Here is a 21,807-nt window from a genome sequence, read left to right on the forward strand (position 1 = left end):
TAAAAATTACTTTATTCCAAGGAGGAATGCCAAAGTGAAAAAGGAAGTTTTAATTACCATCAGGGGAAGCCAGAGAAATGAGTGGGGGGAGGAAGACACCATTGAGCTCACGACCCTGGGGTATCTTTACAAAAAACCCGATTGCTACTATTTAGTGTATCATGAGTCGGAGCTTTCCGGAATGGAGGGTACAACTACCACCATTAAAGTGGAACCATCCCGGGTTACCTTAAACCGTATGGGGAAAAATGAACAAAAGTCGGTGTTTGAGCAGGGTGTTTTTCACGAGTGCATGTATATTACTCCCTTTGGCATGATGAGTTTGGCGGTTCATCCTTCGGAAGTATTTATAGACTTGACAGAAATGGGTGGGACGATTAAGCTTTTATATGAATTAAATTTAGAGCGGCAAAAGGTTTCCGACAACTTTTTGTCTATCGAGGTCAAGGAGGCTTGAAAGTGGGGTATCTTTTACAGAGAATTACGGGGGAGATTGCGGAAAATCTAAGAAAAGCGGCGGTGAAAGCGGGGTATTTGGACCCTTCGGACGAGTTTGCTTTTGAACTGGAAAAACCCAAAGAAAAAGCCCACGGAGATTTAGCCACTAACTTAGCAATGCTTCTTACCAAAAAGGCGCGGAAAAATCCGCGGGAAATCGCAGCGACCTTGTTGGAGTATTTAGAGATTCCAGCGGTAGTGGAACGGGTGGAGATTGCCGGACCGGGATTTATAAACTTTTACTTCAAAAAAGATTGGGCTTTAGATGTAATCCCGGAAATTTTAAACGCTGGGGAGAAGTACGGACGTTTGTCTATAGGGTCTGGAAAGAAGGTTCAGGTAGAGTTTGTTTCCGCTAACCCCACGGGACTTCTGCACATGGGTAACGGCCGGGGTGCAGCATTGGGGGATATCCTTGCCAATATTTTAGCGGAAGCGGGGTATGAAGTATCCCGGGAGTACTACATTAACGATGCGGGCAATCAAATTGAAAACTTTAACAAATCGGTGGAAGCCCGGTATTTAGAACTATTAGGGTATAAAGTGGAATTTCCCGAAGAAGGATACCACGGGGAAGATATTATTGATACAGCGCGCAATATCGTTGCCCGCTTTGGGGACCGTTTTATCCATCTTCCCGAAAAAGAAAGGCAGGAAACTCTCGGGAAAATTGCTCTGGAAGAAAAATTACAGTCCATTAAAAAGTCATTGGAAAATTTTGGTGTAAAATACGATGTCTGGTTTTCCGAAAGATCGCTCCATGAATCCGGCGAAGTTGAAAAAACCGTAAAACTTTTATTAGAGCGGGGTTATTTATACGAAAAGGATGGAGCCCTCTGGTTTGCCGCTTCGAAGTTAGGCGAGGAAAAAGATGAAGTGCTGGTCCGGAAAAATGGTGTGCCGACGTATTATGCTGCCGATATTGCTTATCACAAAAATAAGTTTGACCGGGGCTTTGACCTGGTAATCAACATCTGGGGAGCTGACCATCACGGCCATGTAAGCCGGATGAAAACTGCCCTTAAAGCCTTAGGCTATGATCCGGAACGGCTTATTGTGATCTTAATGCAGTTAGTCCGCCTTTTCCAGGGCGGGGAATTAGTGCGGATGTCCAAAAGAACCGGGCAGTACATTACTTTAGATGAACTGGTGGAAGAAGTGGGAGTTGATGCTGCCCGCTACTTCTTTGTCATGCGCAGCCACGATGCCCATCTGGATTTTGACCTGGATTTGGCCAAAGAGAAATCCAGCGAAAACCCGGTTTACTATATTCAGTATGCCCATGCCCGGATAATGAGCCTTTACCGGCAGTGTAACGAGCAGGGAGTTAACCTGCCTCCGGTGGAGGATGTGGATTTAACGATTCTAAGCAGTGAAGCGGAATTAGAGCTTTTACGCCATCTGGCTGAGTTTCCGGTGGAAATAGAAAAATGTGCTACTGCCTTAGCTCCTCACCACCTGGCAAGATACCTCCATGAATTAGCGGGGTATTTCCACACCTTTTACAACAGCTGCCGGGTTTTAGGGGTAGAGGAAAACTTAAGTAAAGCCCGGTTACTATTAGTTGAAGCAACCCGGATCGTGCTTAGAAAAGGATTAAAAATGCTGGGCGTTTCAGCTCCGGAGAAAATGTAACTTTTAGCTTGACTTTGGCTATATTGGCCGTTTAGAATGGAAAAAGTGAGTAGTTGGTAGTATTGGGAGGATTAAGATGACGAAATTTATTTTTGTGACCGGAGGAGTAGTTTCGTCACTGGGCAAAGGAATCACCGCAGCATCGCTGGGACGGCTTTTAAAAAGTCGCGGGCTTAGAGTAGCGATTCAAAAATTTGACCCGTACATTAACGTCGACCCGGGGACCATGAGTCCGTATCAGCATGGAGAAGTGTTTGTCACCGACGATGGAGCGGAAACCGACCTGGACCTTGGTCACTACGAACGATTTATCGATATTAATTTAACCAAGAATTCCAATGTTACTACCGGTAAAGTTTACTGGGCGGTAATTAGCAAGGAACGGCGCGGGGATTATCTCGGTGGTACCGTTCAGGTTATCCCGCACATTACCAATGAAATTAAAGAAAGGATATTGAGGGTAGCTAAAGAAAGCAATCCCGATGTGGTGATAACCGAAATTGGCGGTACCGTTGGGGATATTGAATCCCTGCCTTTTTTGGAAGCTATTCGCCAGCTAAAAAACGATGTGGGCAAAGACAATGTCCTGTACATTCACGTTACTTTGGTTCCTACCTTAAGGGTAACCGGCGAACTTAAAACCAAACCAACCCAGCACAGCGTCAAGGAATTGCGGAGCATCGGTATTCAACCGGATATTATTGTTGCCCGCTCGGAGCAGCCTTTATCCAGGGAAATTACCGAAAAAATTGCTCTCTTCTGTGACATTGATAAAAATGCCGTTATTCAGGCGGTGGATGCATCTAACATTTACGAGGTTCCTTTAAAGTTAAAAGAAGAAGGTTTGGATGATATTGTTATTAAAAAGTTAGGGCTTACCTGCGGAGAGCCGGATTTGTCGGAATGGGAACAAATCGTCGAGCGGTATAAAAACCCCAAGTTTGAAGTAACTATTGGTATTGTTGGAAAGTATGTATCCCTTCCCGATGCTTATTTAAGCGTGGCCGAAGCTTTACGCCATGCCGGGATTTATCATGAAACCCGGGTTAACATCCGCTGGATAGATGCGGAAATATTAGAAAAGGAACCGGTGGAAAAATATTTAAGTAACCTGGATGGAATATTGGTTCCCGGAGGCTTTGGCGACCGGGGAGTGGAAGGAAAAATCAAGGCCATTCAGTATGCCCGGGAAAACAAAGTGCCTTATTTGGGCTTATGTCTTGGCATGCAGACCGCCGTAATTGAGTTTGCCCGAAATGTGGCAGGCCTTAAGGATGCCAATAGTTCTGAATTTAAACCGGATGGCCCCCATTCGGTAATAGACCTTTTGCCGGAGCAAAAAGAGGTGGAACAACTTGGAGGCACCATGCGCCTTGGGCTGTATCCGTGTAAGCTCGTTCCGGGGACCAAAGCTCATGAGGCTTACGGAGAAGAAATTATTTACGAACGCCACCGGCACCGGTATGAGTTTAATAATGAGTACCGGGAATTATTAACCGGTTTAGGTCTGGTAATAAGTGGTACTTCTCCCGATGGCCGGCTGGTGGAAATAATAGAACTTTCGGACCATCCGTGGTTTGTGGCAACCCAGTTTCACCCCGAGTTTAAATCAAGACCCAACAGACCCCATCCGCTTTTTCGGGAGTTTATCGGGTCGAGTTTAAAAACCAATAAGTTGTTTTAGGAGAAAACCGGCTTAATATTTAGCCGGTAATTTTTTTAAAAAAAGTTAAGACAAAATTCGACATACAATGAAGGAATATAAAAGTTTTTGACGAAATTACAACCTTCAGGAGGCGGAAAAATTGACAAAACCCTCTATTTTAATCGTAGATGATCAGCCGGGTATCATAAAACTTTTAAAAGATGCGTTAGAGTTAAAAGGTTACGTGGTTTATATTGCGGGGAACGCCGGTACTGCTAAAGCTTTGGTTTTGGAGAAAAAACCCAGGATTTTAATTTTAGATGTAAATCTTGGCGGAGAGAATAGCTTTGCCCTGGCAGGGCAGATAAAAGAGATCCTGCCGGAGGGGAAAATTATCTTTATTACCGCTTATCAGGAAGAGGAGATTTTAAGACGAATTCGGGAATTAGGAGGGGAAGTACTGGTTAAACCTTTTGCTTTGGAAGAGTTATACCAAAAGGTACAGTCGGTGGTTAGTAGTGATGGATGATGGGAGATATTGTCTAATTGTGACACAAGGAATTTTTAAATTTAAGGCGAACTCTTCCCTTAAACGGGGAGGGGTTTTTCTATGGTGGTTTTTCCGGAAAAAGAAGTTACTTTGCGCTGTCCAGCTTGCCAAGAAAATCAGCAGTTTAAAATATCGGTATTTAGCCTGAAAAAAAGGGAAAAAGAAGATTATTTTTGTGCCTGCGGTTTAAAGCTTTTAACCATCAGGCTTTTAAACCTGGAGGAAACGGTTGTAAGGTTGTACTTTTATGATGACAGTGAGATAAAAAGCTTGCGCTTAAAAGAATTTGTAGCTTTAGATTTTTCTTCCATAACCCCGAAAAATAATGGGCTTAGTTTAAAACCAGGGCGTGGTTACGACCCCCTCAAAGATGAAAACTTTTTAAAAGAGTATTTTGTAGCTCCTGCGGTTATGTATGAATTGTTAAGTCACTTGGAAGGCCTTGGCTATCAGGGTAAGATTCAGTGCGAATGTAATGATTTTAAGGGAGAGTTAGAACTTTTTCCCGAGTATTTGATTTTAAGGTGCAAGAATTGTAGAAGGGAAAAAATTTTTTGGGCAACTCAGGAAGAAGATGTGCTAAAATTAGGACAGAAGGCTATACTATTAACAACGGTCACCAAAAAAGAAAAATAGTTAAAGGGGGAGATATCTTGGCTTTAGTTACGGTGGCGGAACTTTTAACCAAAGCTTACCGGGAAGGATATGCGGTTGGTGCTTTTAACTGCAACAATATGGAAATTGTGCAAGCAATAGTTGCGGCTGCGGAAGCGGAAAACAGCCCTGTTATTATTCAGGCCAGTCAAGGGGCTATAAAATATGCGGGGATTGATTATATTGCCGCTTTAAGCCATCAGGCGGCCAAAAATGCCAAAGTACCGGTGGCCCTTCATTTAGACCATGGCACCAGTTTGGAACAGGTGATGGCCTGCATCCGGCACGGGTTTACTTCGGTAATGATTGACGGTTCTAAATATCCCTTTGACGAAAATGTAGCGATAACCAAAAAAGTAGTGGAGCTGGCCCATGCGGTAGGCGTTTCGGTAGAAGCGGAGCTTGGTAAAATTGGCGGGACCGAGGATGATATTTCGGTGGACGAGCGGGAGGCTTTCTTTACCGACCCGGAGGAAGCCCGGGAATTTGTTGCCCGGACGGGGGTGGACTCCCTGGCGGTAGCTATTGGTACCGCCCATGGCCGTTATAAGGGAGTGCCAAAACTTGATTTTGAACGATTGGCGAAAATCCGGGAGCTTGTACATATTCCCCTGGTGCTTCACGGTTCTTCCGGTGTTCCCGATGAGGATATCAAAAAAGCCATTTCCCTGGGTGTGGCCAAGGTAAACATCGATACCAACATTCGGGAAGCGTTTGTGGGGAAGATGCGGGAAGTTTTGGAGAAAAATCCCGATGAGATTGACCCGCGGAAAATCTTAGGTCCGGCAAGAGAAGCAGCTATTGAAATTATCCGGGAGAAAATCAGGGTATTTGGTTCTTCCAATAAAGCCTAAGAGGTGTTGTTATGGAAATTTTTTTGGACACCGCCAATATTGAGGAGATAAAAAAGGGAGCAAGTCTGGGAATTATTTCCGGAGTTACCACCAACCCTTCCTTAATTGCCAGGGAAGGCCGGGACTTAAAAGAAGTAGTAATGGAAATAGCCGGCCTTATAGATGGGCCGATTTCCGCCGAGGTTATTAGCCTCGAGTATGAAGGGATGGTGAAGGAGGCGGAGGAGTTATCAAAACTTCATCCCAATATTACCATTAAAATTCCCATGACCTGGGATGGTGTCCGGGCGGTAAAAACCCTATCCCAAAAGGGGATTAAAACCAATGTAACTTTGGTTTTTTCGGCAAACCAGGCCCTGCTGGCGGCCTTGGCCGGAGCTACTTTTGTCAGTCCCTTTGTGGGAAGGCTTGATGATACCGGACATGATGGTGTTTATTTAATTGAAGAGATCAAAGCTATTTATGAAAATTATAATTTTAAGACCAAAATCATAGCGGCAAGTATCCGGCATCCGTTGCACGTGACCCAGGTAGCCAAAGCCGGGGCGGATATTGCAACGGTACCCTTTAAAGTCTTAACCCAAATGTTTGCCCACCCTCAAACCAAGGAAGGTATTGAAAAGTTTTTAGCCGACTGGCAAGCTATGAAAAGATAACAAAACGGGCGGAATATTTTCCGCCCGCTCTTCCCTCTTTTTTCTCGCCTTTTTTGTTTCCCGGAACTGTTTTCTAAAACTAAGTTAAAAAAAATACTGGCTATTTATAAAAGGAGGCACGGTTCTTTTGCTTACCAAGGAACAGCTGGAACAAAAGACCATAAAGGAGCTTTATGCTCTTGCTCGGGAACTGGAACTGCCCGGTTACTACCGTTTGAAGAAGCAGGAGTTAGTGTTTGAATTAGCAAAAGTTTTTGCCCAAAAAGCCAAAGAGCAGGAACAAAAGGAAAGTTTACTAACGGCTTCCGGGGTACTGGAAGTTTTACCCGATGGGTATGGTTTTCTACGACCCTTTAAGTTTTTGCCCAGTCAGGACGATATTTATGTTTCACCCTCGCAAATAAGAAAATTTGACTTAAGAACCGGCGACCAGGTGTTTGGGGTAATAAGACCTCCCAAGGAAAACGAACGGTATTTTGCCCTGCTGCGGGTGGAGAAGGTAAACGGAAAGGAGCCCGAGACTTCTCCCGAAAGGCTCCACTTTGATGCGTTAACTCCCCTGTATCCCCAGGATCGGCTGTATCTGGAGACAGCGCCCGATGAGGTGTCGGCCCGGCTGATTGATTTAATTGCCCCGATAGGCAAAGGACAGAGGGGTTTAATTGTTGCTCCGCCCAAAGCCGGAAAAACAGTTTTGTTAAAGCAGATTGCCAACAGTTTAATTAAAAATTATCCCGACCTTTACCTCATTGTCCTTTTAATTGATGAACGGCCGGAAGAGGTTACCGATATTGAACGATCGGTCAAAGGAGAAGTGGTAAGTTCAACTTTTGATGAGCATCCGGAAAACCACGTTAAAGTGGCGGAAATGGTACTGGAGCGGGCCAAAAGGCTGGTGGAGCATAAATACGATGTGGTTATCTTATTGGACAGTATCACGCGGTTGGCCCGGGCCTATAACTTGGTTATTCCGCCCAGCGGCCGGACGCTTTCGGGAGGGGTGGACCCGGCGGCCCTTTATAAACCCAAGTGGTTTTTTGGGGCTGCCCGGAATATTGAAGAAGGGGGAAGCCTGACCATACTGGCGACGGCCCTGGTGGAAACGGGCAGCCGGATGGATGATGTTATTTTTGAAGAGTTTAAAGGCACCGGCAACATGGAGCTGATTTTAGATAGAAAATTAGCCGAGAGGCGAATTTTCCCGGCGGTGGACGTTCAGCGCTCCGGCACCAGAAAGGAAGAGCTTTTGTTTACTCCGGAAGAGTTGGAGTTTGCCTGGAAGCTTAGAAATGAACTTTCAAACCTTACTTCCCAGGATGCGACTGAATACTTAATAAACCTTATTAAAAAGACCAGGAGCAATGAAGAACTAATCGAACGCTATTTAAGGAAGAGCAGGGCATGAGGTTGGTTGTTTCCCGGGAAAACGGCGAGTTTTTTGATTATCCCCTCTATCCTGCCGGGCGTACGGGAAATTTCTTTACTCCCATTGAAAAGTCGGAATTAATTAAGCTTCCCCGGGGGGCAACGTTAGTTTTAATACCGGGAAGTAAAGCCCTGGGATTTGACAAAACGGGGGAACTTCGAAAAACCGAATATTTAGCGGTGGCAGCTCTTCTGCCCCAGGGGTATACCCGGCTCTTTCTTCCGGCCTACGTTAAAGAAAAGGAGGAATGGTTGCCCCTCTTTGGCTATACCGCGGTGGTGTCGTATCGCGGAGAGCTTTATGTGGCAGCGGCAAAAACCGATGACGAATTTCGCTGGGCACCGGAAAATTATGATTTACCGGAGTTAAACGTTAAAATAAAAGAGGCAAAAACCCTTTTTCCCGAAAACCGGTTAGTACGCCACCTGGAAAACTGTGCTGTAAACTATCGCTGCTTTACCGCCCAGAATCTCTTTTACCGCCGCTGGGAAGGCGGCATTCCCGTATCGCCCGCCTGTAATGCCCGCTGCCTGGGGTGTATTAGCCTGCAGCCGGCCGATTGCTGTTCTTCACCTCAGGAACGAATTAAATTTGTTCCGGAAGTTTCGGAAGTAGCTTCCCTGATGACCTATCACCTCACGGGAGCAGGAAGGGAAGGCATTGTAAGTTTTGGGCAGGGATGTGAAGGAGAGCCTTCCCTGCAGGCGGGAATAATTGCAAAAGCAATTTTAGAAACAAGGCGAGAAGTTAAAAGCGGAACCATAAATATCAATACTAACGGCGGTAATTTTCCGGGTTTAAAGGAAATTATCGATGCCGGGGTTGATAGTTTGCGGGTAAGTATCATAAGTGCCCGGGAAGAAGTTTATGAAAGCTATTTTCAGCCGGTAAACTATAACTTAGAGCAGGTGAAAAGAACCATCAAATATGCTAAAGAAAAGGGCAAATTTGTAGCGTTGAACTACTTAGTGTTTCCGGGACTTTCGGATACTAAAGAAGAGTATGAAGCTCTGAAATCTCTGCTCCGGGAGTGCCAACCGGATATGGTGCAGTTTAGAAATTTAAACATTGACCCGGATTATTTGGGAACGAGAATAGTTTTTACTTCTAATCCTTTTGGCCTTAAAAATTTAATTTTAAAGCTTAAAAATGATTTTCCCGGGCTTATCTTAGGGAATTACTCCCGTCCAGTAAACAGGGAAGAAAACAATACTTAAAAAATTTTGCCCCATTGCCAAAAACTTTGCGGAATGGGGCTTTTTTGTTTTACAACAAGTACCTTAATACTACCAGCGAGGTGATACCAAGGACAATACTTAAAATCGCATTTTTACCTATCAATAAAGAAACAACGGTAATAAAGCTGGCACCGATATAAGGATTGGTTAAACTTAAATCCAATTTTCCCTGAGGGGCAAAGATGCCCGGAAAAATTAAAGTTGCAAAAATGGCTACAGGAATATATTTTAAAGCCCGGTAGATAATCGTGGGGAGGTTTTTACTGGTAAAAAGTACGAGAAAACTTACTCTTGTCAAATATGTTACCACTGCCATTAGTATAATCAGAAGTATGTACTCTATTTTCATTGGGCGGTACTCCTTTTCTCTGTTAATAATTCCAAAATAGTTCCCAATATCGTGGCAGCTACGGTAGCTAAAATAATGTACCATTTGCCGGGGATTAAAAGGTAGCCGACAATTGCCAGGATTCCGGCAATTAAGAATACTACTAAGATTTGCCACGACTTAATTTGTCCGATAACAATACTTAAAAAAGTAGCGGGCATAGCAAAATCCAGGCCCCAGGACAAAGGGTCTTTAATTAAAGTTCCCAGTAAGGCGCCGGCAAGAGAACTAATTAGCCAGAAAAAATAAAGACCGACTTCGGAACCTAACATAAAATAGGGGTTACCTTTATCCCTGCCTTCCTGCTGGTAGTGACCGATGGTAGTTCCGTAAACTTCATCGGTTAAACCGAAGGCAAGCAGGTAAAGCCACTTGGTATTCAACTTATTTAAGAAAGGCGCTAAAGAGAGGCCCATGAGCAGATGTCTTAAATTAATCAGTAAAGTTGAAAGAACGATAAAACCCGTTCCAACCCCTTCTTTAATCATACCGACGGCCATAAATTGAGCGGAACCGGCAAAAACCAGAAGAGACATCAGGAGGGTTTCCCCAAGGGATAGTTTTGCTTGCGTAGCCATTATCCCGTAGGCTAAACCAAAGGGAATGAGGCCTAACATAAAAGGGGTGGTTTTTTTAAGACCGAGCAAGAAGGCTTTTAAATCCACCGGGGATTGCTCTCCTCCTTTCTAATTCAACTTAAAAAGAATTTTGCCATATTTTTCGTAAATTGACAAGGAAAAAGTAACAAATTGTCGAAATAGTAAGGAATAGCTTGACAGTAAAAAGGACAATTCGGTAAAGTAATTAGCAAGATAATTTATTAGTATTAATAATAAATTGCAGTAGGAAGGTGAAGATTTTGATACGGGATGAAATTACCCTTTTACTTTTGAAATTTGGCAAGATGAAGAAGGATTTAACAAATCTTATTCGGGCCTTAAAAGAGCAGGTGGCAAAAGTATTTAGACTAACTCAGGACTTGGCAACCAATATCGAGCAGAGCAGTATCGGTATTAACGATGCCGCCGATGGAGTGGTAAAAATATCGGCGGCGATTGATGGCGTGGCGCAAAGGGCGTTATCCATTTCCGAAAAAACTGATAAAACTGCAGTTTTATCCCAAGCTGGGGAAGAAAAGTTAAAGCAAATGGTTAGGCAAATGGAAACCCTTTATGAAAATGCATTGGATGCGTTAACCAAAATTGAAGTATTTGTTAAACGTTCGGGCCAGATCGACCAAATTGCCGAAACTATTGCCCAAATTGCCGAGCAAACGAATTTATTAGCATTAAACGCTGCCATTGAGGCTGCCCGAGCTGGAGAGGCAGGGAAGGGGTTTGGAGTGGTTGCGGAAGAAGTGAGAAAATTGGCAGAACAATCGGCCGAATCCTCTCAGGAGATTGCCAAAATTGTCAGGGAATTAAATGCAGAGATGAGCCATATGCAGACGTTAATTAGGGAGTTTTCTCAAAAAACCGTTGAAAGCAAAAAAGTGGTTGATGAAACGGCTGCGGCTTTTAAAGAGATATTAGAAGACATAAATAGCATTGATAGCGAGATAAAAGAAATGGCCCGGTCGGCCCAAGAAGTTTCCGAAGCTTCCCAGAATATTGCAGCGGCTACGGAGGAACAAAGTGCTATTTTACATGAAATCGATCAATCGGTAAAACAGGTGGAAGAAATAGCAGAAGTTCTAAATTCACTGGCGGAGCAGTTCAAGGTAGGAGGAGAAAGTCATGCTTAAGTTTATCAAGGATTTTTCTGACCGGTATCCATTAAAAATAAAATTACTGGTTCCGGCATTGTTAATATTTTTAGCTTCTTTTGGCACTATCCTGATTATTTTAGGCCTTAATTCCTATAACGTAAAAACGCAGACAGCAATTAACATTGCGGGAAGGCAAAGAATGCAAATTCAAAAACTTACCAAGGAAATTTTGGCCTACAAATTAACCAAGGATCCAAATTTAAAAGTTAAAAGCCAGGAAACTGCCATGCTTTTCAAGCAAACTTTGGATAGTTTAAGCCGGGGAGGAACGGTGGAAATTGCCGGAAATAAGTTTGAGCTAACAAAAGCACCGGCGGAAGTTGCCGAACTTTTAGAGGATGCCAAGAAAGCATGGGAAGAAGAAGCACAAAATTTTCAGCCGGAAAGCAACATCGCTCCCCAGGAACTTTTAGCTAAATCGGAAAAACTTTACCAAAGGTTTGACCAAATAACTTTAGCCTACCAAAATTATTCTAAGAAGTTGTATAATAAACTTACCAACTGGATTTTAATTTTGACTTTTTTCAATGTTCTGGCAGCAATTGGTGCCTGGTTTTATACCACCTATCTCATAAGTAAGCCCATGAAGCAACTTACCTACTGGGCCGAAAAGATGGCAGCAGGAGATTTGGATTTTGAAACAGAAGAATATTAAGAAAAGGGAGGAATTATCTTGAGTCAGGCAGTATTTAAGCAGCGAAACGGTTTAGTAGCGGTAGTTTTAGTTACCGATTGTGGAGTAATTACTCCGGAAAAGTTTAAGCGTTTGGGGGAAATGATTGACGAATTTGGCATCAAAGCGTTTAAACTGACAACGCGGCAAACTTTAATTGTTTTATTACCCGAGGAAAAGGTTGAACCTTTTATTCTGGCAGCGGGGGAAAGAGGGTTCAAGATTGGATGTTTTAAGGAAGCGGTCCGTAATGTCAAAGCCTGTTCCGGCAGCAGTGAGCTTTGTCCGCGGGCTTTAGGGGAAGCTTTACCTTTGGGAATTAAGCTTCAGGAAAGGTTTTTTGGCCGGCCGCTGAAACATGACTTTAAAATTGCTGTTGCCGGCTGTCACCGGGGTTGTACCGATCCATATTGTGCCGACTTTGGAGTTATTGCCCGGGGAAATAATTTGTTTGATATATACATAGGGGGCCGGGGCGGTAGCAGGAAGCCGGTACACGGGATAAGAATTGCTGAAAAAATTAAAGAAGATGGTATTGAGGAAATATTAGAATATATTTTAAAAACTTATAACGAATTAGCCGAAGAAGGAGAAAGGCTTTGTTTAACGATGGACCGGGTGGGAGCGGAAAAGTTTATACCTACCGAAATAATTGAAAAATACCGGGAGCGGGGAGAAATTATCGATCAGGACTTTTTAAAACTGTTTCAGGGAGGTAAATAAATGGAGAAGCAGGGGATAAATTTGGAACGCTTATGGGCACCTTTAACTAAGATTTGTGCCGAATGCGATTACGCTGATGGACCGGACTGTAATCCGCAAAAGTGTTATGTATCTTTTGCCAAAACGGTAATTGAGTATTCCCGGACCAAAGGAGTTACCGAGATTCCCGGTATTCATAAGTTAATTCCACCCCAGGATTTAAAACCTTATTATAAAGATCTGGTTAGTGAAGGAATAGCGATTACCTGCCAAGAATGCAGGCAGTGCCGGGAAAACCATTCTCCTGATTGCGTAGTAGCCCTGGTGCGGTCAAGTTTGGAAGGGACTGTTTTACCGGAACATCTGGAGTATCCCGGTAGTGTCCTGGTATATATTGCTAAAATTAAAGAACTTGACCCGGAGTTAGCGGAATTCATTGCCGCTAAGATGGCTAAAAAATAGGGGGTTAACCTATGGGGGAAAACTTACTTATAAGCCGTTATCAGGAAAGTTTAAGTTTTTTAGATTTAACTGCGGAAGACCTGCAATTAATGGCCGAATTTAAAGAATTATTTTCGCAAAAAGCACCGGAGTTTGTCGATAAATTTTATCAACATTTAACTAAGTTTCCCTATTTACAGGAATTAATTAAAAAACACAGTACCATTGAGAAGTTATCCAGAACCCAGGCGGAGTATTTTATTTCATTAACCTCGGAGAAAATTGATGATAATTATATTAAAAATCGCCTGGCGGTCGGAAAAAAACATATGGAAATTGCCCTTTACCCCAACTGGTATATAGGGGCATACCGGTTATATTTCGAAGTGGTCGGGGAACTGGTAGCCCGGAAATATTCTCCCGGCACGGAGTTGTATTTTAAGGCTGTTAACGCTTTTGCCAAAAGAATAAATTTTGATATCCAACTGGCGATCGAAAATTATATTGCCGAACAATTAAAATACTTGGCAGCGATTCAAGAGCAGGTAGCGGAAGCTGCCGGTTTTATTTCCTCGATTGCCACAAAAACAAATATTTTAGCCTTGAACGCGTCGATTGAAGCGGGAAGAGCGGGGGAGCATGGCCGGGCTTTTGGCGTAGTGGCCCAGGAGGTGCGCAAATTAGCCCAGGAGTCTTCCAAAGTTGCTAAAGAAATAACGGAAATGATTAAACATAATATGGAGGAGATTGAAAAAATTCGCCGGCAGAATAGCGGGATGATGTAAAATGGTTACTTTTAATCGTTTTAATTTTATAAAAAATATGTCCAAAGCGTTAGATTTAAGTATGGAGGGGTTGCAGGACCATCACCGGCGGGTGGCTTATATTGCTTACCGTTTGGGAGAAAAGTACAATTTAACGCCAACGCAAAAGCGGGATTTGGTGTATTTGGGCTTAATTCATGATATAGGAATTTTAAGATGGGATGCCAGTGATGAAAGAATCCAGCAAATAGCGGAAAATGAGTTTGAACATTGCCGGCGGGGGGCGCTTTTTTTAAAAAATTCTTATTTCGACCACTATGCCAGGTATATTTTCAGTCACCATGACCATTATGTCGGAAAAAATCCGTCGGGTCTTACGGGAGAAGAAATCCCCTTACTTTGCAGGGTGTTGTTTTTGGCCGATAGAATAGCGGTAAATTTTCATCCTGAAAGCTGTATCCTGGAAAAGGTGAAATATTGGCGGGAATATTTTAATAAGCGAAAAATTTTTGATCCCCGCCTCTTAGAGGTGTTTTTTGATTTAGCGGAAGCGGAAGAATTTTGGCTAACCCTTGGCGATAGCGATATTTTAAATCAACGCTTAGAGGAAATTGGTTATGCAGAAGAACTAATAAATTTACCGGATATGATTACCTTAGCGGAATTATTTGCCAAGCTTGTAGACCATAAGTCACGGTTTACTTTTTTTCATTCGCAGTTAGTGGGGGAAATTGCGGAATATTTAGGAAAAGTTTTAAATTTTGGCCAGGAGGATGTTAGTTTTTTTAAAATAGCCGGACTTTTACATGATATAGGTAAAATGGCCGTTCCCGAAAGTATTTTGGAAAAGCCAGGTTCTCTTACCGATGAAGAGTTTTTGTATATGAAGAAACATACTTTTTATACTTACTATCTTTTAAACAAAGTTTTTCCGGAAAAAGTTGTAAAAATGGCCGCCTATCATCACGAAAAACTTGATGGCTCCGGATATCCCTTTAAGAAAAAAGGCGAGGAATTAAGTTTTGAAGATCGGTTAATGGCGGTCATCGATATTTTTGTGGCTCTGGCGGAAGACCGTCCCTACCGGCCGGGACTAAGTTTCCTGGAAGTTAAGGAGATTTTAGAAGGAATGGCTGTAAAAGGAAAAATTGATAAAAAGGCGGTAAGCATAATTTTAGAAAACTATTCGGAATTAATGGACATAAAACAACAATTAGAATCGGCTAAAGGGGGATAGGCTCTGCAAGGTTGCAGGGCTCTATTTTTGGCTTAAAAGGGCGATAAGGGATGAAAGGCTTGACGATAACACGTATTCGTTTAAAATTAAAGAAAGGGTAAAAGGAAATAAACAGAAAAACTTTCGAAAGGAGGAAGCGGTTTTAAAAACCGCTTTGGGAAATGAACGCCAGCCGTACTGCTGAATTAAACATAAGGTTGACCGAATTTGAAGTGCCGCCGGTTCAGGATTTTTTAGTCATAGGAAAACGGGCGCCAATTGGCATCGAAGCTTTTGGCAAAATGGTTGAATTTATTTCCCCCAACCAGTATAAGGCTATCCGGCTGAATCACGAAAAATTTGAAGGGATTATTATTAGAAAAAATTTCCTCAATGTAATGGAGGAAGAGTTATTGATATCGGCGATTTTGGTGGAAGTGGATGCCATTTCCGATGAAAGTTCCATTTTCAAAGGAAGTTTAAACATAATGCTTAATATCAAAAAGGAGATTGAAATATGATTAAGCAAGTACGGGAAGTAATGACCCGAAATCCTGTTACAATTGAGCCGTACAGGAGCTTACGGGATGTCAAGGAACTGATGCGTTCGCAAAGGATTGGCGGGCTACCGGTGGTAGAAAATGATAAATTAGTAGGAATAATTACTTCAAAGGATTTAATATTTTATCCGGAAAATCGGCTGGTTATTGACGCTATGACCGAATTTCCGGTGGTCATTGAAGAAAACGCGTATTTATTTGACGCGTATCAAAAAATGCTCGAAAATAACATCGAAAGGCTTCCGGTAATAGATGAATCCGGTGCGCTTACTGGTATCATAACAAGGAAGGTAATTGAACGGTATATTGGGTCGTACATAGATTCGATGACCGGGTTACCCAAAAAAGAGTATGCTATCTATAAGTGCCTTAAATTACTGGAGCAGGGTTATAATTGTACGGTAGCTTTTATCGATTTAAATAACTTTGGGGAATTAAATAAGCGTTACGGACATGTAGTGGGTGACCAAATTTTATTAAAAATTTCGGAAATATTAAAACAATTAGGGGAAGATGTTACCGCTGCTCGATACGGTGGAGATGAATTTATTTTAATTTTGCCCTATGACGAAATAAAAACTATTAGCATTGTGGAAAAACTAACATTTCTTCTGGAAAATGTTAGATGGCCTTATGATTTAAAGGTCCAGTGGGCGGTGGGATTAAAGGAGATTGGACTTAAAGAAAAAACGGATATTATCGAAGAAGTTTTTACCTGTATCAACGAAGCAAGCTTAAAATGTATAGAAAGGAAAAAGGCGATTAAAACGTGATATTTGTTGACATGATTAACATCCTTTGCTAAAGTAAGATAAAGGAATTTTAAAAAAGCACCTCTTCCAGAACAGGGGAGGTTTTATTTTTGAGATATTAAAAGCAGGAGGAGATTTTATGACAAGACGCCTTTTTACCTCAGAGTCGGTTACCGAAGGACACCCGGATAAAATTGCTGACCAGATTTCCGATGCGGTGTTAGATGCTATCCTTGCCCAGGACCCTCAAGCCCGGGTGGCGTGCGAAACGGCAGTTACCACCGGCTTGGTGCTGGTTATTGGCGAGATTACTACCAGCTGTTATGTAGATATTCCCAAAGTTGTGCGTGAGACAATCCGGGAGATTGGTTACACCCGGGCAAAATACGGTTTTGACGGTGATACCTGCGCCGTTATTACTTCCATAGATGAGCAGTCTCCGGATATTGCCTTAGGGGTTAACCGGGCTTTAGAAGCTAAGACCGGGGAAATGACGGACGATGAAATTGAAGCCATTGGTGCCGGCGACCAGGGTATGATGTTTGGTTATGCCACCAACGAAACTCCGGAACTGATGCCGATGCCCATTTCTTTGGCTCACCGGCTTGCCCGGAGACTGGCGGAAGTCAGGAAATCCAGGCTTTTACCGTATCTTCGTCCCGACGGTAAAACCCAGGTAACGGTAGAATATGATGGTGATAAGCCTGTACGGGTCGACACTATTGTCGTTTCAACCCAGCACCATCCCGATGTATCCCAGGAGGAAATTCGCAAGGATATTATCGAACATGTGGTAAAACCGGTTATTCCGGAGCATCTTTTAGATGAAAATACCCGGTATTTTGTTAATCCCACCGGCCGTTTTGTAATCGGTGGACCTCAAGGCGATGCCGGACTTACCGGGCGGAAAATCATTGTGGATACTTACGGTGGTATGGCCCGCCACGGTGGTGGAGCTTTTTCCGGTAAAGACCCCACCAAAGTGGACCGTTCGGCTGCTTATGCTGCCCGGTATGTGGCGAAAAACATTGTGGCCGCAGGGATTGCCGACAAGATAGAAATTCAGCTGGCTTACGCCATTGGGGTGGCCAAGCCCGTTTCTATCATGGTGGATACCTTTGGTACCGGTAAAATTGCCGATGAAAAAATTGTTGAACTTATTAAAAAGCATTTTGATTTACGTCCGGCGGGCATAATCCGGATGTTGGATTTACGGCGGCCAATTTATAAACAAACTGCTGCCTACGGACATTTTGGTCGTACCGATATCGATCTTCCCTGGGAGAGAATTGATAAAGCGGAAATTTTAAGAATGGAAGCAGGACTATAAAAAGAACCCTGTGCCAGATTAACTGGCCGGGGTTTTAACTTTTTTACCCCCTGAAGCATAAGGTATAAGGGGGTGGCAGAGGTGCTGGAGGCAATCTTAGCTGGATTTTTTGTTTACGGGGTTATTTCAGCCCTACTGGTAATTTGGGAAGCTTTAAACTTTCGCAAGAAAAAAAATTTATGGCTGGTGGTAAACGATTTAAAGGGGCTTTCGGAGGCGGAAAAACTTTTGGATTTTTTAAAAGAGCGAATTCCCGGGACGGTAGAGACAAGAGTTATAGATTTAACCGGTACGCTAATTTCTTCGCGTTTTCAGGTAATTAACGGGCTTCCGGAGGAAATTCAGAGGAAAAACTATATTATCTTTTTTTAAAATATATGGCAGGAAAAACCAAAAAATTGTCGAAAAATTACAGCATGCACAAGATTAATTATTGGCAGATTTGGCGGGTAACAGTTTCATTAGCGGGATTTATTCTTACGGTGTTTTATCTTTTAAAAGGCAGCGTTTTGCAGCCGGGGGATTTTTTTGCTCTTCTTATAGTCAGTTTTATTTTAGAACTTACCGCTATCGAGATTTATGGTTCCCAAATTAAGGGTTCTTATGTTTTTTACCTGGTTACCCTGCTGCTAAAAGGAACAGGCTTTGCCGTAGTATTAAGTTTTCTTGCAGGATTATTAGCTTCTCTTTTAAGTAGAGACGAAAAAACTTTACCGGGCTATTTTTTTGAAGGAGCAAAAAACAGCCTGGGTATATTACTGGGAAGTTACCTGGCCGGGTACTTGCCCGGAGAAGATTTTTTTCTTGCGCTAATCTATACCGCAGGTTTTATTCTGGTAGACGCAGTTTTTATGATCTTAAAAGCTTTTTTTGGAGAAAATGCGGGGTCTACTAAGGAAGAGATTTTTTATTACGGTTTAAACGGTTTCCTTACCTTTACCGCCGGTGTTTTGCTTGCCGAGGCAATTAAGAAAAATTTCTATCAAGCACTTTTTCTTGGACTTTTACTCACCGAAGCTTTTTATCTGGTGGTAAAAATAAACCAAAAGCTCTTAAACCAGAACCTCGACTACGTAACTTTGTGGAATATTTCACGAACCTTTCACCGCCTGGAAACTCCCGATGATATGTTAAAAGCGATGTTACAGGAATTAAAAAATATTTTTTCCTACCATACCGGGGTCATTTATACTTATTCCGAATCCCTGGGAAAATATATTCCCCGCTATTTAAACACCGATTTTCCCGAACTTCCGGGACCGGCGTTTCATAATTCCCTGCTTTCTGAGGTGGAAAATAGAAAAACTGCTGCTTTAATAAAACACCCGCAATTAGGGAGTATTGCGGTGGTACCGTTACAAAACCGCAGGGATGTGTTTGGTTACCTGGTAATAGTGGCCCCAAAAGGGCAGAACTATTCCCAGAGTCAGCTCAGGCGTCTGGAAAATATTTCGGGACAGGTGGCCCTGGCGGTTTATAACGGCTACTTGTATTTACGTTTAAAGGAGTTTGCCCAGAAAGATGAGTTAACCGGTTTATATAACCGGCGATACTTCTTGGAAAGGCTTAATGAAGAGCACTTACGCTCCCGCAGGCATAAATTAAATTACACCATTGTCCTTTTAGATATAGATTATTTTAAAAAGATAAACGATACTTATGGCCACGACTGTGGAGATTTGGTTTTAAACGATTTTGGGCGGTTTTTAAAAGATGCCCTCCGGCGGACCGATTTAATTGCCCGCTACGGTGGAGAGGAGTTTGTGGTTTTGCTACCCCAGACCGGGAAAAAGGAAGCCTATCTCTTAGCGGAACGTTTGCGGGAGAAAGTTAAAGAGCGGGTTTTGATTTTTCAAGGGCAAAAGGTCAAATATACCGTTAGCATGGGATTGGCTACTTATCCGGAGGATGCCAAAGAGTATCGGGAACTGTTAAGTTTAGCCGATAAAGCTTTGTATCAAGCGAAAAACCGGGGCAGGGATAAAGTGGTAATGGTAAATAATTTTTAGGGATTAAGTATAATTATTTAAAAATTTGGCAATATTACTACCGTAAAATAAAAAAATGGAGGTAGTAATATGCTGAGTTTACTGGAAAAAACAAGATTACTAAACCGCTTTATCCAGCGAAGCTCCCAGCGTCCGGAACCCTTTATGGAGCTGGCGGAAATGCTCGGGGATATTTCAAAAGCCAGTGTTTTCATTATCGGCCGGAGAAAGATATTAGGGTATTATGAACGGCCGGATCTGGCAGGGCTGGTAATTTACGGACGGGATTTAGAAACGCGCCAGGTAGAGCAGGATTTTCAGGATTGGCTGTTTTCTTTCAATCAAACGGATCATAATATTAAAGGAGAAGATGGGCTTACCTACACCGTTGTACCGGTTTTTGGCGGTGGCGAACGGCAGGGAACAATTTTACTGGTCAAAAAGGGACAGGAAGAGTTTAACGCTCAGGACTTAATTTTGTATGAGTATGCTGCTACGGTGGTGGGCTTGGAAATTCTAAGGCTAAACAGTGAAAAAATGGAAGAGGAAGCCAGAAAAAAAGCTGCGGTTCGCTTAGCGTTAGACGCCCTTTCTTATTCGGAGCTTGAAGCGGTGAAAAAGATTTTTAGCGAACTTGATGGGGTGGAAGGCTTTGTGGTGGCAAGTAAGCTTGCGGAACAATATCACCTTACCCGTTCGGTAATTGTGAACGCTTTAAGAAAATTAGAAAGCGCGGGGGTGATTGATTCCAGATCGCTGGGAATGAAAGGAACTTACATTCGGATTTTAAACGATTATTTTCTGGACAAATTGGAAATAGCCCAGCACAATTAGAGGTTGGAAATTAGAAGTTGGAGATTAGAAAACAAAAAATACTAATTTTAACGCAAAAATCAGTAGTTGTCAAAGGCCGCCTTGGTAAAAGGCGGTTTTTTTCTTTTTAAAGGCTTTTTGCTATCCTTTTCCTGGCGCCAAAATTTTAAAGCCCGGGCTTTAACCGCAGGGGGCTATTTATGGATCGGTTTTTAGAAAAGTGGCAGAAAGCAAGAAAAAGCCGGGAAGGGATGGAAGAACTTCTTGATTACCTGAAACCGCTCATTAAAAAGGCAGCTCACCGTTATCGCAATCCCTATCTAACCGAGGAAGACCTTATGCAGGAGGGGATGATTGCGGTAATTGAAAGTGTTTACCGCTTTGACCCCGACCGGGGGGTTTACTTTTTAAAGTATGTCCGGGAGATGGTGTACGGTAGGATTTATTCCCTTTTGCGGGCGGAAAAGGCCAGAAGGGGTAAGGAAGTGCCGTTAGAGGAATACCGTATTGAGGTGCAGCATTTTGCCGAGGAACTGCCGACGATTAACTTTCCTCCAGGGGTTTTAACGCCCCGACAGGAAAGCTTGATAGCTTTAAGATACGAGCGGGGAATTTCCCTGAGTGAAGTGGCAAAGATTTTAAAAATTACCCCGGCCGGTGCCTATGATCTGGAAAAGCGAGCTCTTAAAAAATTAAAAAAATATTACCTCTCCTTAAAAACCCAATAAGTAGACTGCACTTTTTTTGATGTCAGCCGGCTGAACGCTAACAGAAGGGAGGAATTTTTATGGCGGTGATTGCCAACAAGGTGGACACGGTCTTGCGGCTTAAATTAATTACGGGGGATGACGGAAGCGGAAATCCGGTGTATGCTTTTCGGAGTTACAATAACATCAAGCCTGCTGCCAACAATGAAGACCTGTACGCGGTGGCGGTAGCCTTAGCCGGACTTACCGGGTTACCGCTGAACGGGGTTTTCCGAAACGATACCGAACTGCTTTATAACGTTTAAACGGGGGGGGTTAAAGGATGAAGGTCCTTGAGATGATTTTTACCAATCAACAGGGGAAAAACGTGACGATTCGGGTACGAGAACCAAAGGAAGGGCTTACCAAGGCGGAAGTTGATGCGGTAATGAACTTAATTGTTACGAAAAACATTTTTACTTCCAATGGCGGAGACCTGGTGGCAGTTAAGGGCTCGCGGATTGTGGACCGAATTGTAACCGAATTTTAGAGAAAAAGCCGTGGCTTAGG

General features: G+C 42.9%; 26 protein-coding genes. 24 read left to right on the forward strand and 2 right to left on the reverse strand.

What is annotated here, in order from left to right; genetic code table 11:
- Window positions 1-34: 34 nt before the first annotated feature.
- The 9 genes from ciss_RS06190 to ciss_RS06230 all read left to right on the forward strand — a co-directional run bounded on the left by ciss_RS06190 (window position 35) and on the right by ciss_RS06230 (window position 9,135).
- Window positions 35-457, forward strand: coding sequence for a YwiB family protein (locus ciss_RS06190; RefSeq protein WP_077177478.1), 423 nt, complete (start codon window positions 35-37; stop codon window positions 455-457).
- 2 nt (window positions 458-459) lie between these two features.
- Window positions 460-2,133, forward strand: a complete 1,674-nt coding sequence (gene argS, locus ciss_RS06195) for an arginine--tRNA ligase (protein WP_075865417.1) — start codon at window positions 460-462, stop codon at window positions 2,131-2,133.
- A gap of 76 nt (window positions 2,134-2,209) precedes the next feature.
- Window positions 2,210-3,817 carry a CTP synthase gene (pyrG, locus tag ciss_RS06200; protein ID WP_075865418.1) on the forward strand — a complete coding sequence of 536 codons (1,608 nt, stop codon included), beginning with the start codon at window positions 2,210-2,212 and terminating at the stop codon, window positions 3,815-3,817.
- A 121-nt stretch (window positions 3,818-3,938) separates the two neighbouring features.
- Window positions 3,939-4,307 carry a response regulator gene (locus ciss_RS06205; protein WP_075865419.1) on the forward strand — a complete coding sequence of 123 codons (369 nt, stop codon included), beginning with the start codon at window positions 3,939-3,941 and terminating at the stop codon, window positions 4,305-4,307.
- Window positions 4,308-4,388: 81 nt separating this feature from the next.
- A complete protein-coding gene (locus ciss_RS06210) occupies window positions 4,389-4,964 on the forward strand; it encodes a hypothetical protein (RefSeq protein WP_075865420.1) in 576 nt (191 codons plus the stop codon).
- 17 nt (window positions 4,965-4,981) lie between these two features.
- Window positions 4,982-5,836, forward strand: coding sequence for a class II fructose-1,6-bisphosphate aldolase (locus ciss_RS06215; protein WP_075865421.1), 855 nt, complete (start codon window positions 4,982-4,984; stop codon window positions 5,834-5,836).
- 11 nt (window positions 5,837-5,847) lie between these two features.
- Complete coding sequence (gene fsa, locus ciss_RS06220; protein WP_075865422.1) at window positions 5,848-6,492, forward strand: fructose-6-phosphate aldolase; 645 nt, start codon at window positions 5,848-5,850, stop codon at window positions 6,490-6,492.
- A gap of 127 nt (window positions 6,493-6,619) precedes the next feature.
- Window positions 6,620-7,897 carry a transcription termination factor Rho gene (gene rho / locus ciss_RS06225; protein WP_075865423.1) on the forward strand — a complete coding sequence of 426 codons (1,278 nt, stop codon included), beginning with the start codon at window positions 6,620-6,622 and terminating at the stop codon, window positions 7,895-7,897.
- Entirely contained in the window at window positions 7,894-9,135 is a 1,242-nt protein-coding gene (locus ciss_RS06230) for a radical SAM family protein (RefSeq protein WP_075865424.1), read from the forward strand. Before rho ends, ciss_RS06230 begins: the two co-directional genes overlap by 4 nt.
- 49 nt (window positions 9,136-9,184) lie before the next feature.
- Here the strand turns inward: ciss_RS06230 and ciss_RS06235 are convergent, their stop codons facing one another.
- Both ciss_RS06235 and ciss_RS06240 read right to left on the reverse strand, forming a co-directional pair.
- The gene (locus ciss_RS06235) at window positions 9,185-9,505 is read right to left on the reverse strand and encodes an AzlD domain-containing protein (protein WP_075865425.1); all 321 of its coding nucleotides are present in this window, start codon (window positions 9,503-9,505) and stop codon (window positions 9,185-9,187) included.
- Window positions 9,502-10,209 (reverse strand): AzlC family ABC transporter permease, encoded by a 708-nt coding sequence (locus ciss_RS06240; RefSeq protein ID WP_077177480.1) that lies wholly within the window; start codon window positions 10,207-10,209, stop codon window positions 9,502-9,504. The genes ciss_RS06235 and ciss_RS06240 overlap by 4 nt, the downstream gene beginning before the upstream one ends.
- Window positions 10,210-10,394: 185 nt before the next feature.
- Here ciss_RS06240 and ciss_RS06245 point away from each other — a divergent pair, with 185 nt between their 5' ends.
- From ciss_RS06245 to ciss_RS06315, 15 genes are all read left to right on the forward strand, one after another.
- Window positions 10,395-11,288 (forward strand): methyl-accepting chemotaxis protein, encoded by an 894-nt coding sequence (locus ciss_RS06245; RefSeq protein WP_143298496.1) that lies wholly within the window; start codon window positions 10,395-10,397, stop codon window positions 11,286-11,288.
- On the forward strand, window positions 11,281-11,967 hold the full coding sequence (locus tag ciss_RS06250) for a type IV pili methyl-accepting chemotaxis transducer N-terminal domain-containing protein (RefSeq protein ID WP_075865427.1): 687 nt from the start codon (window positions 11,281-11,283) through the stop codon (window positions 11,965-11,967). Before ciss_RS06245 ends, ciss_RS06250 begins: the two co-directional genes overlap by 8 nt.
- A gap of 18 nt (window positions 11,968-11,985) precedes the next feature.
- The gene (locus ciss_RS06255; protein WP_075865428.1) at window positions 11,986-12,708 is read left to right on the forward strand and encodes a ferredoxin-like domain-containing protein; all 723 of its coding nucleotides are present in this window, start codon (window positions 11,986-11,988) and stop codon (window positions 12,706-12,708) included.
- Window positions 12,709-13,149, forward strand: coding sequence for a hypothetical protein (locus ciss_RS06260; protein WP_075865429.1), 441 nt, complete (start codon window positions 12,709-12,711; stop codon window positions 13,147-13,149). It begins immediately after the preceding gene.
- Window positions 13,150-13,160: 11 nt separating this feature from the next.
- Entirely contained in the window at window positions 13,161-13,913 is a 753-nt protein-coding gene (locus ciss_RS13735) for a globin-coupled sensor protein (RefSeq protein ID WP_075865430.1), read from the forward strand.
- Between the two features lies 1 nt (window position 13,914).
- Complete coding sequence (locus tag ciss_RS06270; protein WP_075865431.1) at window positions 13,915-15,129, forward strand: HD-GYP domain-containing protein; 1,215 nt, start codon at window positions 13,915-13,917, stop codon at window positions 15,127-15,129.
- A gap of 161 nt (window positions 15,130-15,290) precedes the next feature.
- Complete coding sequence (locus ciss_RS06275; protein ID WP_011343084.1) at window positions 15,291-15,629, forward strand: hypothetical protein; 339 nt, start codon at window positions 15,291-15,293, stop codon at window positions 15,627-15,629.
- On the forward strand, window positions 15,626-16,441 hold the full coding sequence (locus ciss_RS06280; protein ID WP_075865432.1) for a GGDEF domain-containing protein: 816 nt from the start codon (window positions 15,626-15,628) through the stop codon (window positions 16,439-16,441). Before ciss_RS06275 ends, ciss_RS06280 begins: the two co-directional genes overlap by 4 nt.
- Window positions 16,442-16,559: 118 nt before the next feature.
- Window positions 16,560-17,750, forward strand: a complete 1,191-nt coding sequence (gene metK, locus ciss_RS06285; RefSeq protein WP_011343086.1) for a methionine adenosyltransferase — start codon at window positions 16,560-16,562, stop codon at window positions 17,748-17,750.
- 81 nt (window positions 17,751-17,831) lie between these two features.
- A complete protein-coding gene (locus tag ciss_RS06290; protein ID WP_075865433.1) occupies window positions 17,832-18,122 on the forward strand; it encodes a hypothetical protein in 291 nt (96 codons plus the stop codon).
- 26 nt (window positions 18,123-18,148) lie between these two features.
- The gene (locus tag ciss_RS06295; RefSeq protein ID WP_166503993.1) at window positions 18,149-19,759 is read left to right on the forward strand and encodes a sensor domain-containing diguanylate cyclase; all 1,611 of its coding nucleotides are present in this window, start codon (window positions 18,149-18,151) and stop codon (window positions 19,757-19,759) included.
- A gap of 72 nt (window positions 19,760-19,831) precedes the next feature.
- Window positions 19,832-20,572 (forward strand): GTP-sensing pleiotropic transcriptional regulator CodY, encoded by a 741-nt coding sequence (gene codY / locus ciss_RS06300; protein ID WP_075865456.1) that lies wholly within the window; start codon window positions 19,832-19,834, stop codon window positions 20,570-20,572.
- A gap of 179 nt (window positions 20,573-20,751) precedes the next feature.
- Window positions 20,752-21,279, forward strand: coding sequence for a sigma-70 family RNA polymerase sigma factor (locus ciss_RS06305; protein WP_075865435.1), 528 nt, complete (start codon window positions 20,752-20,754; stop codon window positions 21,277-21,279).
- Window positions 21,280-21,338: 59 nt separating this feature from the next.
- On the forward strand, window positions 21,339-21,563 hold the full coding sequence (locus ciss_RS06310) for a DUF1659 domain-containing protein (protein WP_075865436.1): 225 nt from the start codon (window positions 21,339-21,341) through the stop codon (window positions 21,561-21,563).
- 17 nt (window positions 21,564-21,580) lie between these two features.
- A complete protein-coding gene (locus ciss_RS06315) occupies window positions 21,581-21,787 on the forward strand; it encodes a DUF2922 domain-containing protein (protein WP_011343093.1) in 207 nt (68 codons plus the stop codon).
- The last annotated feature ends 20 nt before the right edge of the window (window positions 21,788-21,807 follow it).

This window comes from Carboxydothermus islandicus (assembly GCF_001950325.1).
Classification (GTDB): Bacteria; Bacillota; Z-2901; order Carboxydothermales; family Carboxydothermaceae; genus Carboxydothermus; species Carboxydothermus islandicus.

Bases quoted from the DNA above. Each gene is read 5' to 3' on its own strand.
- pyrG (WP_075865418.1), top strand. From the start codon at position 2,210: ATGACGAAATTTATTTTTGTGACCGGAGGAGTAGTTTCGTCACTGGGC.
- ciss_RS06210 (WP_075865420.1), top strand. From the start codon at position 4,389: ATGGTGGTTTTTCCGGAAAAAGAAGTTACTTTGCGCTGTCCAGCTTGC.
- fsa (WP_075865422.1), top strand. From the start codon at position 5,848: ATGGAAATTTTTTTGGACACCGCCAATATTGAGGAGATAAAAAAGGGA.
- ciss_RS06230 (WP_075865424.1), top strand. From the start codon at position 7,894: ATGAGGTTGGTTGTTTCCCGGGAAAACGGCGAGTTTTTTGATTATCCC.
- ciss_RS06235 (WP_075865425.1), bottom strand. From the start codon at position 9,505: ATGAAAATAGAGTACATACTTCTGATTATACTAATGGCAGTGGTAACA.
- ciss_RS06250 (WP_075865427.1), top strand. From the start codon at position 11,281: ATGCTTAAGTTTATCAAGGATTTTTCTGACCGGTATCCATTAAAAATA.
- ciss_RS06260 (WP_075865429.1), top strand. From the start codon at position 12,709: ATGGAGAAGCAGGGGATAAATTTGGAACGCTTATGGGCACCTTTAACT.
- ciss_RS13735 (WP_075865430.1), top strand. From the start codon at position 13,161: ATGGGGGAAAACTTACTTATAAGCCGTTATCAGGAAAGTTTAAGTTTT.
- ciss_RS06270 (WP_075865431.1), top strand. From the start codon at position 13,915: ATGGTTACTTTTAATCGTTTTAATTTTATAAAAAATATGTCCAAAGCG.
- ciss_RS06275 (WP_011343084.1), top strand. From the start codon at position 15,291: ATGAACGCCAGCCGTACTGCTGAATTAAACATAAGGTTGACCGAATTT.
- ciss_RS06280 (WP_075865432.1), top strand. From the start codon at position 15,626: ATGATTAAGCAAGTACGGGAAGTAATGACCCGAAATCCTGTTACAATT.
- metK (WP_011343086.1), top strand. From the start codon at position 16,560: ATGACAAGACGCCTTTTTACCTCAGAGTCGGTTACCGAAGGACACCCG.
- ciss_RS06305 (WP_075865435.1), top strand. From the start codon at position 20,752: ATGGATCGGTTTTTAGAAAAGTGGCAGAAAGCAAGAAAAAGCCGGGAA.
- ciss_RS06310 (WP_075865436.1), top strand. From the start codon at position 21,339: ATGGCGGTGATTGCCAACAAGGTGGACACGGTCTTGCGGCTTAAATTA.
- ciss_RS06315 (WP_011343093.1), top strand. From the start codon at position 21,581: ATGAAGGTCCTTGAGATGATTTTTACCAATCAACAGGGGAAAAACGTG.